This window comes from Desulfotomaculum sp. (assembly GCA_003513005.1).
Taxonomy (GTDB): Bacteria; Bacillota; Desulfotomaculia; order Desulfotomaculales; family Nap2-2B; genus 46-80.
Genome location: DOTD01000072.1, coordinates 70,914 through 86,218, shown reverse-complemented (window position 1 = coordinate 86,218; position 15,305 = coordinate 70,914). Strand labels below are relative to the sequence as shown.

General features: G+C 49.5%; 9 protein-coding genes. All 9 read left to right on the top strand.

The features are described 5' to 3' along the window. The first annotated feature begins 410 nt into the window (after positions 1-410). From DEH07_09140 to DEH07_09100, 9 genes are read left to right on the top strand one after another with little or no spacing between them, the layout of a single operon-like run. Positions 411-1,592 (top strand): hypothetical protein, encoded by a 1,182-nt coding sequence (locus tag DEH07_09140; protein ID HBY04664.1) that lies wholly within the window; start codon positions 411-413, stop codon positions 1,590-1,592. Further along, positions 1,589-2,125: a hypothetical protein gene (locus DEH07_09135; protein ID HBY04663.1), complete on the top strand. Its 537-nt coding sequence runs from the start codon at positions 1,589-1,591 to the stop codon at positions 2,123-2,125. The genes DEH07_09140 and DEH07_09135 overlap by 4 nt, the downstream gene beginning before the upstream one ends. Further along, a complete protein-coding gene (locus DEH07_09130; protein HBY04662.1) occupies positions 2,115-6,428 on the top strand; it encodes a hypothetical protein in 4,314 nt (1,437 codons plus the stop codon). The genes DEH07_09135 and DEH07_09130 overlap by 11 nt, the downstream gene beginning before the upstream one ends. Before the next feature lie 9 nt (positions 6,429-6,437). Next, positions 6,438-9,353, top strand: a complete 2,916-nt coding sequence (locus tag DEH07_09125; protein ID HBY04661.1) for a PglZ domain-containing protein — start codon at positions 6,438-6,440, stop codon at positions 9,351-9,353. Between the two features lie 4 nt (positions 9,354-9,357). Further along, complete coding sequence (locus DEH07_09120) at positions 9,358-11,958, top strand: hypothetical protein (GenBank protein ID HBY04660.1); 2,601 nt, start codon at positions 9,358-9,360, stop codon at positions 11,956-11,958. Then, positions 11,955-14,000, top strand: coding sequence for a BREX system Lon protease-like protein BrxL (gene brxL / locus DEH07_09115; GenBank protein HBY04659.1), 2,046 nt, complete (start codon positions 11,955-11,957; stop codon positions 13,998-14,000). The genes DEH07_09120 and brxL overlap by 4 nt, the downstream gene beginning before the upstream one ends. A 3-nt stretch (positions 14,001-14,003) precedes the next feature. After that, entirely contained in the window at positions 14,004-14,522 is a 519-nt protein-coding gene (locus tag DEH07_09110) for a hypothetical protein (protein HBY04658.1), read from the top strand. Beyond that, on the top strand, positions 14,423-14,656 hold the full coding sequence (locus tag DEH07_09105; protein ID HBY04657.1) for a hypothetical protein: 234 nt from the start codon (positions 14,423-14,425) through the stop codon (positions 14,654-14,656). Before DEH07_09110 ends, DEH07_09105 begins: the two co-directional genes overlap by 100 nt. Next, positions 14,653-15,294 carry a hypothetical protein gene (locus DEH07_09100; GenBank protein HBY04656.1) on the top strand — a complete coding sequence of 214 codons (642 nt, stop codon included), beginning with the start codon at positions 14,653-14,655 and terminating at the stop codon, positions 15,292-15,294. The genes DEH07_09105 and DEH07_09100 overlap by 4 nt, the downstream gene beginning before the upstream one ends. The last annotated feature ends 11 nt before the right edge of the window (positions 15,295-15,305 follow it).

Here is a 15,305-nt window from a genome sequence, read left to right as displayed (position 1 = left end):
GCCACTGTGGCAGAGTATCATGCGCTTGGCTTTGAAGCGTGCTTTTGGCGCCCATCAACGCTATTGGATCTGCGGTGAATTGGGCGGTCAGCGAATCATTTTGGGCGCTTTTTTGTTTGCGGCGGCAGCTTTGAAACGTGGCGGGCCCTGACCGGTAAGAAAGAGCCCGCCCGAAAAAAATAAAAGACCGGCAAATTTAACCAGTCAGTTATAATATAAGCGTATCGCTTACTTATGTCAAGCATGTTTTGTAAATAACAAGAAATTAATTTGAAGTAGATTTAATTCCCGATGGAGAAACTCTAAAGGAAATTTCTTTATTTATTTAGAAATAAGGCAAAAATATAGTAGGAAAATCAGTATAAAAAATCGAAATATACTAGAATTTACCTATGCATGGAGAAAAGATAATGAGCGACAGTAAAAGTGGACATAGGCAAAGGCTGCGTAATAAATTCACTGAGAACCCGTCGGGCCTGAATGAAACAGAATTACTTGAGCTAGTGCTGACCTATGCGATTCCCCGTATGGATGTTAAACCCCTGGCCGCGGAATTGATCAGCAGCTTTGGCAATCTTTCCTCCGTATTGGCGGCAGATACCAGTGATTTATGTAAAACAAAGGGGATTAATGAATATACCGCCGTTTGCCTGAAATTAGTAGCCTGGGTGGGGGAAAATTATTCAGCCGGTCAAAAAACTGTTCTCCCGCCGGTTCAGGACGCGGCAAAGGAGTTTCAACCGGCTGAAGATACGGAACAGGCAACAAAACCTGTAATAACGCCAACTTTAGAACACTCAGGGTCTTTGTTCGCCGAAGAAGGCGCCCTTTTTGCCGAGAAATCTGTTCAAAGCGCGGCTCACATGTTTAGCAAGTCTTTATTGCGCGAAGCTATTGAAATCCTGCCTCGTATCCCATATTCAAAAACAACCGCAGATATCCGTGCCTTCCTTATTAACAATTTGCATTACAACAGTGAGAAGAGCAGAATGAGATATACAAGTTATATAACCCGGAGGTTGTTCCCGTCCGGGCGGGTTGAAACGCCTATTTTCTCATTTTCAAGAAAATATGCCGGCAGACAAGAGCTGCGGGATGTGTGTTTTTACCTGTTTTATAAAGCAGAACCTTTGATGCGGGAAATAATTGAAAACTTGCTTATCCCTGAGTTACGAAGCAGCGGGTTTGTTACAAGAAGTAATATTCGTTCTTATTTGCAAGTTAAATATCCCGAAACAAAAAGCCATGTTGATTGCGCACAAGCTATTGTTGAAACCCTTGTGGCAGCAGGAGTAGCCAGAGCGGACAGGACCAAAATCCATTTCGCATACCGGGATATTTTATTGCCTTCCCTGGCCTTTATCCTGCACAGCGAGTTTCCCGCCGGCATGTATTACCTGAACGAAGTGGAAGAATGTACAGCTTTTAAATGTTTATTATGGCGGCAAAACCAGGTGAAGGAATCTCTCTATGCCCTTCGCAATATGAACCTTATTCCCAAAATTTCTGAAATTGATAATCTAAGTCAGGTAACTATCTCTTTAGATCTGGACCAAGTGGTAGAAAGACTTGAGGGGGGGACCCCGTTATAAAAGAGGCGGACATAATAGAAACCCTGCAGTCTAAACTTTCAGTTTCCGTTGGAAGGCATTTGTATGGAATCCTGGGCGGTTATGCCGCTTTGGACAGATTTGCCGCTAAACTATGTCAGGTTAAAATGCCCAATGGGGAGTTTTTCCCCGGCGCTGTATCAGTAAACCGGGGCATCTTAAATTCCATCCCGGACGCCGAGTTTAAAACCCTGGCGGAAAATGAGCCCCGCCGGCCCGAACCCACTATGGCCCGTGTGGCGCAGGCTTTCGCCGCTTTCTTAAGGAGCGAGTTGAATAAAAAGGATTTGATTGTTCTTACGGGTTTGGAACTGATCTTTATTTACAACGCGGAGTTAAACCTCCTGCGGACTATGGCAACCGATAATAAGAGAGTGATCCTCCTGCTTCCCGGTAAAAGGGACCGGGGTGAAATACTAATGTATCTGGGTTCCAGCCCCGGTGAATACAAATTGCCAAGTAATTTATTAGCGGATAACCACTTATGGGAGGTGACAGATCAAGATGCCAAATAGCGACGATTTATTTTCCAGCCGCAAGCCGCTCGGGGAAATATGTGAGGTTCCCGACAAAATAATCTCAGTATATTCATTGGAGCAGCACATCTGGGCCGATAGCAATTCGCCTGCAGCCAGGAAAGCCAGGAAACCGGAGCTGCAGACCATCGAGGAATTTCAGATCGACCCAGTGCGTCCGTTTTTGAATGATATACTGCGCAATGTTGCGGCGCCTTATAAACGGGAAAAGAAAGACAATCCCATCGGGCAGGGTTACTGGATACAAGCTGAATTTGGCTCCGGTAAATCTCACCTGCTTTGCTTCCTTGCTTCATTGGTTATAGGCAACCAGAAAGCGTGGGACATTATTAAAACAAAAGAGCAAAAAGCCGGACGCGGAAAACGTGAGTCTATTTACCAATTTTGGGAAGATGGACTTCAAGCCAAAAGTACCAATGGGAACCGGGGCATATTTGTAGTTGCCCGTACGCTGGTTGGCGCCGGTGGAGGTACCGTTGGGCGGGCCGACAAGGGCAAAAGGCTCACAGAGTACATACTGGAAGCGGTTAAGGAGCAATTAGAGCTGGAATTGGGTAAGAACCTTTCATTATACCCGGTGGAATTGTTGGCTGACCGCTTTTTGACAGAGGATCTCGACCGTTATCGCAAAGACCTGAAAAAATTTCTCAAAGACCCGAAATATTTCTCGGAAGACGAGTTTGAAGAGGCGGATAATTTTATTCGCGACATTCAGGACAACAAGTCGCCCGATTATAAGATGAGCTGCGGGAATAAACTGTGGAGATTTTACACCGACTATCTCAAGGTGCAGCCCCAAATTCCCGCCGAAACCGAAGACGTACTAAAGCACGTAGTCGAAACCATTATGGCGGAAGGATATACCGGGGCGCTCATCTTCCTGGATGAGATCTCCCTGTTCATGAAAGACCGGGATGAGCTGCAGCGGGTTGATGATGAAAAAACCCTGGTGGTTCTATCAAACCGGCTGGCCAAAGTCCACAATCTGCCGGTCTGGACAGTTTGCGCCGCGCAGCAGGCTATCGAGAGCAAGCCGGGGCAGGGAGTAAAAAATATCATTGCCGACGAGCGCTTAAAGTTATATCCCCTCCTGCAGAATCCAAAGGATTACTACGATATCGTCCTGTCGCGGGTAAGGGTAATAAAAACCCCCGAGGCGATTAAAAATTATTATCTATATTACAAAAGAGGCTTTACCTGGCCCAACAGCATCGGCGAAAAGGAATTTGCGCATTTCTTCCCCTTCTATATGCCGGCGGTAGAAGTGCTGAGGGATATTACCCACGAGCTGACTACGGCCAGGTCGGCCATACATTTTATGCACCAGACATTGAAGCGCCAGATCAAAATCAAGGGCAACGAGTTGATCAGGCTTTGGGAATATTTTGACGAGGCGATGGAATATGAGGAAGATCCCAGCGGGGTGCACGCCGGGCTGGTAGCCATTAAGACCAAGAGGGAGAGCGAATACCGGGCATATGAGTCCTGCCGCAACCAGGTAAACAGCCTGATCAAGGGCCTGCTTAAGGTGCACAGGCAAAAAGGGATCAGGATTGTGCAGACCTTGTTCCTTTACTACATAGCGCACAGGGATATCAACGGGCTCAGCGTGGAGAAGATTGCCAACTCGGTGATGATCGAAAGACAGCCGGACGCTACTCCCGAAGAAAATTTGCAGCATTATGAGACACTCGCTGAGGCGCTGAAAAATGAGCTGCGGCAGATAGTGCAGACCTTTGATGATGAAAAAAATCTCCTTTACCGTTTTGAACCGGTAATAGTTGGTATTGATCCCCAGCGTGAATTTCTTAAAGCCCGTGAGGAAGCGGAGAGCAATGAGGCAATACAGAAAGAATCATGGGAAGCCTTATTGACACTGGAAGAGTGGCCGGTGCACACCCGCCAGATGAATATGGACTTAGCAGAAGGAAACAAGTCTTTCCTGGCTGGATTCGCAGGAGCAGCAAACGGGGTCGTCATAGATATCTTATGGCAAGGCCGCCACCTAAACGGGCGTGTAGACATGGTGGATATAAACCGGATCGTGGCCGGGGGGACTCCCTTGACAGGCATATCTTCTGACCAGGACGACCTGGATTTTGCCGTCAAAATTGCCCGGCGGCCGGTTCAGGAAAAGACCCTGGATACGCTTATGCAGCGGGTAAAAGACCAGCGGATCTTATTCTGGACGCCGGATGATTTGAACCACGAGGAAAAGTCTTTGCTGCTGGACTTTGCCGCGTACCGCAGGCTGGTCTCCAACTGGGAAGAAAAAGATACCGATGAAGCGGTTACCGTCATCAACTGGGTGGCCGGCAGGCTGAAAACCGAGATGGGCAAAATCTGCCGCCTGGTGCGTTCCAGCTACGGCCGGGGCCGCATAGACGCTCTTAATAACACTCGCCTGGATTTTAACATGGCCGGGGAGTTAAAGGCTGTCCTCTCTCCCCTGGTAGACCGGGTGCTCAGCAGTGTTTATGTGTCGGCGGACATTAAGTTTGACCCGCCTTTTGAATTCCGCAAAGAAGAAGGAGTAAAACTGATTAACGGTATTGTCAAGACCGGTTCTATCCCTAAAGGGGCCAAACCCAATCAAAACATCAGCGCCGCGCAGAATTTCGGATACGGCCTTAAAATAATGAAAACAGGGCCTGAAAAAGTATTGGATACGGAAGGTAATACTTATGTTCAGGATATCTGGCAGTTTATAGACGAGCGCCTGGCTGAGGGCCGGGAAATGAAGCTGGACACCTTATATAAGAATTTTATGGGTATCGGCGGGCCGAAAGATTACGGATTAACCAAAAGGATGGTGCAGATATATTTGCTGTGCCTGGTCCAGCAGGGCCGGGCGCAGGTGAGTGTAGGGCCGCAGGCGGGGCTTTCCTGCCAGGCAATTGATTATTCAAATATAGCCGATATAGATTTCTCAGCTAAAGTGCTGGATAAAATGGAAAAGCTGCAGAAAGTGGCCAGACCGGAAAACTGGGAGGTATTGCGCCCTTATCTTGAAAAAATAATGAAGAAAAGCATTCCAGCGGGGCTCACTGATGAGCAGATTTCACAGCAACGCCTGAAAATGAGGAACCTGTTTAAGGCGGTGCGGGAGGAAGCTAAGCGCTCTTCCGAAAAAGCAGCGGCATTATTTGAATGCCTGGATTATCCCAACCCGCACAGTGAAGAGATGGAACAGGTCAGCAGGCTGTTTTCAACAGACATCGAAGTGAGCAACGATATCGACCTGCTGATGAGCGCGTTAAAAGATATTTTTGGCTACCAGGCTTTTGATACAATGCGCTCTGACGAGGATGAAATAAAAGACCTGGCCAACCGGCTGGCATGTTACCAGAGCGTCTGTCAGTTGCTAAAATACGAAACCGAGCTGCGTGTGGGGCGCGCTTATGCGCAACATAACCTGCCGGATCTTAAAGACCTGCAGGTGGTAAAGCGGCAGCAGAAATTGCTGGCGGAAAAAATGGCTGAATTTGATAAGTATATCGATGAAGAGATTAAATTAAGAAACGAGCTGATCGGTCATCAACCGCCCCTGCCGGGCGAGGAGGGGACTATTGGCGGACTGATCCATGAATACCGGCTGGTATATACCGCCATGCATGAAAAAGCAACCCGGAGCTGTAACCATGCTCACCAGTCAATTGAACGGTTAATTACCGGGCCTGATTTTCAGGTTATTGTTGCCTTGGAAGAAATCGCTGCTTTGCAGCCGGAGTTCAGTTCTGCGCTGCGCCGGCAGCTGGAAAATTTGGCGGGCGGGGTCTTCCAGTGTGCCAATGACTCTATCGTTTCGCTGGAAAAACAGCTCAAGGAAGGCCCGCTGCACGAATGCGGCCTCAGTTTCAGCAGTTTTGGGAGCATTATCGAAAAAGCTGATTCAGCCCTGAGCCAGGCCGGTGAGATCTGGGAGAAAACTGTCCATGGCAAGCTGGAAGTATTTTTGAACCAGGCAATAAAAGAAAGGCTGCAACAGGGCGAAAACGAACCCATTATCGCCGCTTTACTGGCTTGTTCTACAGTAGAAGAAGTGAGGATACTTTTGCTGCGGGAGGTTGCCGCTGATCCCGCGATTGTCGATACAATCAACCGTTTCTTAAAAGAGATTGTGGTCAAAGTAGTAAAAAAAGCTGATTTTAAACCTTCCGTAACAGTAGTGGAAGAAGATCAGCTAGAGGATATAGCGCGGGAATTCAAAGATTTCCTGGCCAAGCAGTTTGCGGGCATGGAGCCCGATGAGGATACCATACCTGTCTTAAAGCTGGAGTAGGGGTAGAGTATGACATTATTGAATGATTGGATTAAAGATAAACTTGAAATGGTCAGGGGCTACGATCATGTTCTGGTCAGGGACCACTATGGCCTTCTCGGCAAAGCTGACAGGCTTATTGACCAGTTTGGCAGCGAGGCGGCTTATGTGGTGGTGACCGGGGCCACAAACCTGGCCTTCCGCATGTGTTACGAGACAGTGGTTGAGAGCGGGGCCCAGCGGATAATGGTGGTTGACCGGACTCCTCTGAACAGGCTCCGTAATATTAGCGACAGTACCGCTCCACCGTTGTTCTACCCGGATTTTTTAGCCACGGCGCCCGACGACGCCCGAATAAATCTGGATGTCCGCCAGTTTCTCAGGGACATAACCGGCGATCCGGAGTGGCCGGCTTTATGCAATGACCAGGGCTACGCCAGGCTGATCGTTACCCACCTGGACGGGGTAGTCCGGGCTCATAAAAATTTAAGAAGAGCGAAAACGCAGGGTTTTACAGATTTTGACTTTAAGACCGTTATCGCCTTTGCCGCCTTGGGGTTGCCCGAACTGGCTTTCAAAAAGCTCCGCAGTGAAGATTACTGGCGCATAGGCCTGTTAGGCCACCAGACCATGAAGGATTTAGACCGGCTGACCGGCGAAGTGTTAAAGCCCATCAAGCAGCAGTTGCTGCAGGCGCCCGCCCCATTTTGCTGGTTTGCCGAACAGGACGCGGAGATGGTGGTAACGGGATTCTACCTGTCGGCGATACTGGCCCAGCACACCGATAAATGGAACTTACTTCTGGCCAATATTGATCCCGGTCTGTCCTGTTTTAAGCAGGTGGAGGAAAAAGTCCTGACTGAAACCACCCCCCGGTTGATCAAACTTGATCCTCACCAGGCAAAAAGAGATGCGCAGGAGGCGGAGGGCAGCCTGGATCAGGAAGATCTCGACCTGCTGCTGGTTAAAGAATTGCGCATTGATACCCCCGCCGGCTTTATCTCAATTATCGAGAAGGAGAAGTATTCCAATCTATTTCGTTCCCTGGCCTTGCTGATGGCTTTAGACGACTGTCTTGGTGAAAAACCGTCCCCGGACGCTATAAAAAAACTTAAGGAACAGTTGTACGGCGCCGAAAAAAGCGAATGTTTCGCTGATTATTGGCAGTCAGAATCCTGGGCCAGGTTAAGCGAGGCCTATAAACTGGCTGTGGAAATTCATCATTTACGCCGGCAGCTACTCAGCATGCTTAAAAATATCAGTGTCAAAAAACCTGATCAGCTTGGCTTTATATATTACTGGCAGCAGTGGAACCAGCAGAAATTAAACCGGCTGGAGTATTACCTGTCATCACTGGAGCGGCTGCTGGATACAGGCGTCATCTTGCCCAAACGCGAAACAGAATTGCCTGAGTTATTTCTTCAAGCCTTCTCCCGGGCGCAAAAAAGGGTCAGGGCAATCAGCGATGAGGTGTATCACCAACTGAACGCAGTCAACAGGAGCTTTCAGGACCTGGTCGCGCTGCAGTACCCGCGCTGGGCGGCCGGAAAAGACGAGGTTGTTTTGACCAGCCAGTTCATCAGCAGGCGCCTCAAACCAAACTGGGATCCCCAGAACGAAAAAGCGGTAATATTTATATTTGACGGCATGCGTTATGATATCTGGGAGGAATTGCTTTATCCGGCACTGGCGGAGAAGCTTGAACTGCTGCATGATTACCCCGCTGTCTCCATCCTGCCGACCGAGACTCAGCTCACCCGCAAAGCGATCAGCGCGGGAACCTTTCCCGACCAGTTTGATCCTGATAGCGGCGAGGATAAACTGCTCAAAGAAGGCCTGGAACGGGAAATGGGGATACGTAGGGATGTTGCAGCAGTGGTCCCGGAGGGTCACGGGACCGGAGAGACAGTGCATTACCGCTGCGGCAACCTGGACGTATACATATTTGAGCTTTGCGATAAGGAACTGCACGGGATTCACGTAAAGACCCTGGGTGATGGCCGGGAGGTTCCGGCCCGCCCGCTGGCATTTATTTACCAGCAGCTCATTAAGAATATTTTAGACCATGAAGTTATGGCCATAATGCGCACCCTGGAGCCTGGTACCAAGGTTTTTATTACTGCCGATCACGGCTTTGTCCGGCTGGGCAGGAAACCTGTCTGGTTTGACGACGGCGATCTAAACGAACAGATCGACTGCAGCTACCAGAATACCATGCTCAAGGTTACTTTCGAGCGGGTGAACTTAAAAAAAGAACTCAAGGCGAATATGATTGCTTTTTCCCCGCAGGAATTGCGGGTACCCTCCAGGTCAACCCGTTTTGTAAAAGCCCGGGGCCAGTTAATAGAGAAGGAATACCGCAGTATTGTCTTCCCGCGCCCTGGTTATTCATTCAAACGGCAGGGTTCTCCATACAATCCGGATGCCTACTCGCACGGGGGCGTCTCTCTCCAGGAAATGATCATACCGATGGTGGTTATGCGGGTGAAAGCCGGCCCGGACAGCCTGCTCATGGCCGGACCCATTACCGGACCGGCCGAAGTCTTGGAAGGGGAAGAGCTTGAGGTAAGAGTGCGGCTGGAATACAAGGCGCCGGCTCTTTTCGGCGCTGAGCTGCGGGTGGATGTGGACGCGTATTATACCGGTAAAAGTACGGCTGATCAGGTGGAACTAGCTCACCAGGTGTTATATGTGGGGACTGCCGGCAGTGAAATAATCTACCGTTTCAAGCCGGGCGCCGATGAGGCTGCTAAGCAAGAGAGAATAGACGGGGTAATGAAAAGGCTGCTCACTATAGAATTAAAATACAAAGACGGCCTGCGCACGGTCCGGCAGAGCCTGAACCGTGTCTTCCTGGTTAAGCTCAATTCAGAGCAGGTGATCCGCCGCGGCGTGCCGACTCATTTAGGTAACATACTGGGACTTGCTCCCAAGAAAATAAGGTGAAACTATGCCGAAGAAGGTCTCGTATAGCGCAAAGCAGCAGAGCTTTTTCAAGAAAGAAGTTGTTGTCCTGCCGGAGGGCTATTACTCGGGAGATCAGCCCAACCCTAATTTAAAAGCTTTTGTGGAACAGCATTTAAAAGAAAACCCTTACGATCCGGAATCCGATGACTATGACATCCCGGCGTTTGACCGGCCGATCGACACGACCAAAGCCACAGCTATCTATAACATGCACACCTACTGGTCAAAAAAGCCCCATGACGCTATCCGCCAGTACATAAGGCACTATACAAAGCCGGGCGACCTAGTGCTGGACCCCTTTTGCGGGTCGGGCGGAACGGCCCTGGCCGCGCTGATGGAAGGGCGGAAAACCATTGCCATCGACCGCAGCCCGGCGGCTACCTTCATTACCAAAAACTACTGCACCCCGGTGGATGCAGATGAATTGCAAGAGGCTTTTGAAAAATTGAAGGCCAAGGTGAAACCGGAAATCGACTGGCTTTACGAGACCAGGTGCGACCGCTGCGGAGGAAAGGCGACCACCGGCTACACCGTCTATTCGCAGGTGTTTCAATGCCCGCGCTGCCTGCAAAAGATACCGCTTTTTGACTGTATTGAGTTGGAAGGGCTGACGCAGGCAGGCAAGCCTAAGAAAATAAAGGCCTGTCCTCATTGCTATGAGAAGGACCGGGTAGAGGAGATCAAGACAACGGGGGAGAGGTTCGGCGCCATGCCCGTGCTGGTCAGTTATCAGTGTGAAAACGGGTGTAAGCCGAAGCGGGATGAAAGGCGGTACAACGATTCTGATCCGGTAAAAAGAGATTACTTTGAACGGTATGATCTGGCTAAAATCAGGGAGATTGAGGGTAAAACCATACCGCACTGGTATCCCACAGACCGTATGATGCACGCCCCGGAGGAGCAGGAATGCTGGGGTGCAGAATGGCGGCCTGGGCGGAATTTCCGTACGGTGGATGAGCTTTTTACACGGCGTAATTTGTGGGCGCTAGCTGCGATAAGAGATGGGATTTCAGATCTCAATAATAGTAATTGGCCGTTGTTATATTCTTTTTCCGCGATATTGTTAGGTATGAGTAGAATGAATAGGTTTAGGCCAGATGTATCATTTCCAACAAATATTTTAGAGGGAACATATTATCTTCCGCAAATAATGCAAGAAGTTGACGTCTGGCATAATTATCAAAATAAAATTAAGAAAGTACTAAAAGATCAACAAAAGCAAAATGAAAATACTAAGGTTTATAAGATGATGATTTCAACACAAAATGCATGTAACTGCAGTATGATAGCTAGTGAAACCGTAGATTATATCTTTACCGATCCCCCCTATGCAGAAAAAGTACAATACGGTGAACTCAACTTTGTTTGGGAAGCCTGGCTTGGTTTTGATACCCACTGGCACGATGAGGAAATTATTGTCAACGAAATCAGAGGAAAGACAGTTGATGATTGGAAAGAAATGATGTCACAGGCTATGGCAGAATGTTACCGGGTTTTAAAACCCGGTCGCTGGCTTTCTCTTTGCTATCATGATACCTCAGAAGGGACATGGGAAATGGTACAGGATATTATGGCTGAAGCCGGCTTTATCCCCGATGCATCAGACAGGGCGTTATTCATTGATACCGGGCAGAAGTCATATAACCAGCTAACCGCCGACAAGGTTAACAAGCGCGACCTGGTGATCAATTTCCGCAAACCCAAGCCGGGTGAAATGAATCAATTAATTATTATAGGCGAGGACGAGGATCGGACCACCTTTGCCCAAAAAGTTCACTCCATCATCCGCGATTACCTCTCTGCCCACCCAGGTTGCGGCAAGGACCGCATTTACGACGAAGTGGTCAGCCGTATGGTCCGTAGAGGGCAGATGGAAGCCCACAATTTTGATGAATTGTTAAAACAGGTGGCCGATGAGGTAAAAAAGCCGGTCCGGAAGAACCTGTCTGAATATGAAGATCCGGATTTATCCGGCGCCCATAAAAGCAGCCACTGGTACTTAAAAGAAAGCGACCCGGCGCTGGAAGATGAGCCGGAGATCGCCCGGGAAGATGCGGCGGCGCAAAAACTCGCACAGTTTATGAAGAAATGGCTTAAAGATAACCCGCACCGGGAGGGCGTTCACTATTCGGACCTCTTTGAGCACTACATCTATGCCGTTAAGGAGAAACCCAGGCGGCAGTTAATTGATTGGCTGCCGGATTATTTCTATAAAACCCTGGAAGGCGCTTACCGCTTGCCGGGCACTGACGAGGAGAGAAAAGCCAAGGAGGAAGCCCGTAGCTCCGGCGTTAGCCGCCGCATCAAACGTTATGTGTCTTACCTGGAAAACGGGCTGCCGGTACCGGAGAAGGAGAGAGCCTCTGACGCCACCCTGGCTGAATGGATCAGGGCCTGCAAGCGCTCCGGCATGTATGCCCGGGGCAAGTACCTTTATGAGCAGGGCGGGCTGAACCTGGACAATTTCTCTGAAGAGGCTGCTGTTAATGTGGAAGAGGACTACCTGGTCTGCGTCCGGTCTTTGTCAGCGAGCTTAGCGGAGCAGAAACAGGCCAAACTCGCCCGTAAAAAGGGAGGCGCATGAACATCGAGCTCAAAGAAATATTCCGCGGCAAAGTAGTCAACAAGGCGCACACCATCAATACCGGCGTGGATGAATTTCCCCGCTATGTGGTTGAATACCTGATTGATAATTACTGTCAGGAAGAGACTTTTTATGCTGATCTGGACATGGTGGTCCGCCGGCTCAAGGAGAACTTTGTGCACGGGGCCGAGGCTGAGAAAATACGCCACCATATCAGAGAAAACCGCAGCCATTCGGTGATAGCCAGCCTGGAAGCCCGGCTGGTGGAAACCGAAGACAAATACTGGGCCGGCATATCGGCCATCAACGAGAACTACGTCAACATCCCGGAGTCGATCGTCAATCAATACCCCATGCTGCTGTCGGGGGGCATGTGGGGCACGATTGACCTTACTTATGACGAAACCGAGGTTCACAATAAAAAAATAAGGCCGTTCAAGGTGACCGGCTTTACTCCTTTTCAGGTCAGTATTATCAACCTGGATGAGTATATAGCCAAACGGCGGAATTTTTCTACTGATCAATGGATTGATATCCTGATCAATTCCTGCGGCCTCTCTCCGTCAAAAATGAGCCGGCGGCAGAAGCTCTTGTATTTATCCCGCTGCATTCCCCTGGTGGAGAACAATGTGAATTTCATCGAATTGGCCCCCAGGGAAACGGGGAAAACCTATCTTTATCGCAACATTTCATACTATGCGCATGTGCTTTCGGGAGGTAAGGCCACCCCCGCGCAGCTTTTTATCAATCTTAATAACGGCAAAATCGGTGAAGTGGGCGCCAGGGACGCGGTGGTTTTTGACGAGATCGCCAATACCGATTTCCAGGATCCGAAAGCGCTGGTCAGCATTATGCAGGGCTATATGCAGGACGCCAAGTTCAGCCGGGGCAAGAAAGAGATCCTGGCTTTTGCCAGCCTGGTCTTTGTGGGGAATATTGACGTGCAGGGACGGCTGCCCCACGAAAAATATTATCATCTCTTTGAGCCGCTGCCTGATTTTATGCAGGTAATTGCTTTCCTCGACCGGATTCACGGCTACCTGCCCGGGTGGGAAATACCCAAACTGGGTCCGGACAGTTATGCTAAGGATTACGGCTTTATCACCGATTATTTCTGTGAAATTATGCATGAATTGCGGCGTATAGATTTGCTCAGCAGTGTCCGTCACCGCTTCGAGGTCCTTGACCTGGGGAATACCGCCCAGGGGGTGTCCGGCCGCGATCAGAGAGCAGTCATGAAGTTAAGCTCAGGCCTGCTCAAACTTATCTACCCGGACGGGCAGGTTACTGACGAGGAATTGGATGAAATCCTGCTTTTATCCTGCGAATTGCGCCAGCGGGTGCGCGAGCAACTGCACCTGATCGCGCAGGGGGAATATGAGCGTATAAAACTTGGCGTGAAGATCCTGCCTTCCGGAAAGCAAAGCGTTCCTCATCTGCCTGACGCGGACAGGGTCCAGAACGTGTCTTTGCCTTTCGAACCAAGTGTCGGTGAGGTCGTAGGCCTGGCTGTTTCCGGAGACCACGGCTGCATAATGCGCTTTGAGATGCAGGCCACCCGCGGGCATGGGCGAATAGTGCCGCTGGGTTCCATACAAAAAGTAATGCGTGAGAGTATTGAAGCAGCAGCGCAATATATCAAAGCCAGTCATGATAAATTAGGCATTTCCTTAGAATGGAGACAAAATTATGACGTGGCTGTCCTGGCTACATATATGGGGATACCCAAAGAAGGACCCTCAGCGGGTGTTGCTATGGTTACAGGTATAGTATCAGCCCTGAAAGGCGTTCCGGTGCGTAATGATTTAGCCATGACCGGTGAGATTACCATCATGGGCAAGATCTTGCCGGTGGGTGGGATTCAACAGAAGGTAAGAGCCGCCTTTGACGCCGGGGTCAAAGAGGTCCTGTTGCCGGTGGAGAATCTGGACGAGGCCCGCCACCTGCCCTCCTATGTACTTGAAGCAGTAAAGCTCACCCCTATAAAAACGGTTCAAGATGTATTGAAAATTGCGTTAACCGAGGAAGAGTTAAAGGAGTAGTCTATGAATACGTTATGTATGCTGACCAATGAGGCGATCTGCGAAAGGATTGGTCATGCCAGAGATCGAGTGATTTATGTAGCCCCGGGTTTGTGGTTGGATGCAGCCAAAGCGCTCGTAAATTTTGTGAGAAACAACGGTCCAGGGAAGTTAGCAATCCTTCTTGATGACCCGCCACATATTTGCCGCCTCGGTTATGGGGAGATTGAAGCCGTGGAGATATTATTAGAAAACGGGTTAGAGGTCCGTAAATGTACCGGTTTGAGGGCAGGTATATTCATAGCGGACGAGGAGGCGTGGTTCTTTTCTCCGACCCCGCTTTTGGTTGAGGAGGGTGCTGATAAAAAGAAAGAGTTTGCTCCTAATGCGGTTATAATTGATGTAGAACACGCTAACAAGCTGGTATCATCCTTATCCCCTAAATTGGCAATCACATCACGCAGAACTGGCGTGGCCGACCGCTGGAGAGCCACGAGGTCATCGTCAACCTCATCGCCAACACAACTACTGCTGCGGGCCTGAAGGTTCAGGGCCAACTTGACACCAATCCGTACCCGGCCGGCATTAAGGTATCAGACACCGAACTGGCTGCTGTCCAACTGGAGCACTCGGACTTCCATGGTGATTGGAATTATGTCATCCGGCCACATAGTTGAAAAAAGTTATTTTCTCGCGACTCCTTAGGGATTATCTGGATTCGGGACGCAAGATGTTCGTCAGCGGTCAGGGCATAGGAAGTTTAAGCTACTATAATTATCCTGAGTTTTACAGCAAATATCTACATGCCAGTTTTTTTAACGATGTGGGAAGCTGGCTGGTCCAGGGCATATCGTCCGGCAACTGGCCTCTGGGAATCTACGATGGAGTTAATCTGGACATCAGTTTAAGCGGAGATGGAGCTAACAATCAATCTTGGCCGGATGTGGTGGCCCCTGCCAACAGCCAGGCGGTAAGCGTAGCCAATTATTCAACTGGAGGGTCCGGCGCGCTTGCGGTGGACGGCCCGCTGCACAGGTTGATGTACTTCTCTTTTGGCTTTGAGGGTATAAACGGAGCTAACGAACGGTCCAATGTGATGGACCGCACCATGAAATTCCTTAACTCGCCGACCGAGAATACCTCTCTGACGATTAAATATTCCAGTGACTGGAATACGGTTTCTGATTCCAAAGCCACCGACGGTCGCTACCAGGTGAGTAGTACAATTAAGGCCATGGCAGAATACCAGTTTACAGGCGACAATATCAACTCTTCGTCTGCAAGCGGAGGCAGTTTTCATTACAGCTGTCAATAAGAGATGGTTGT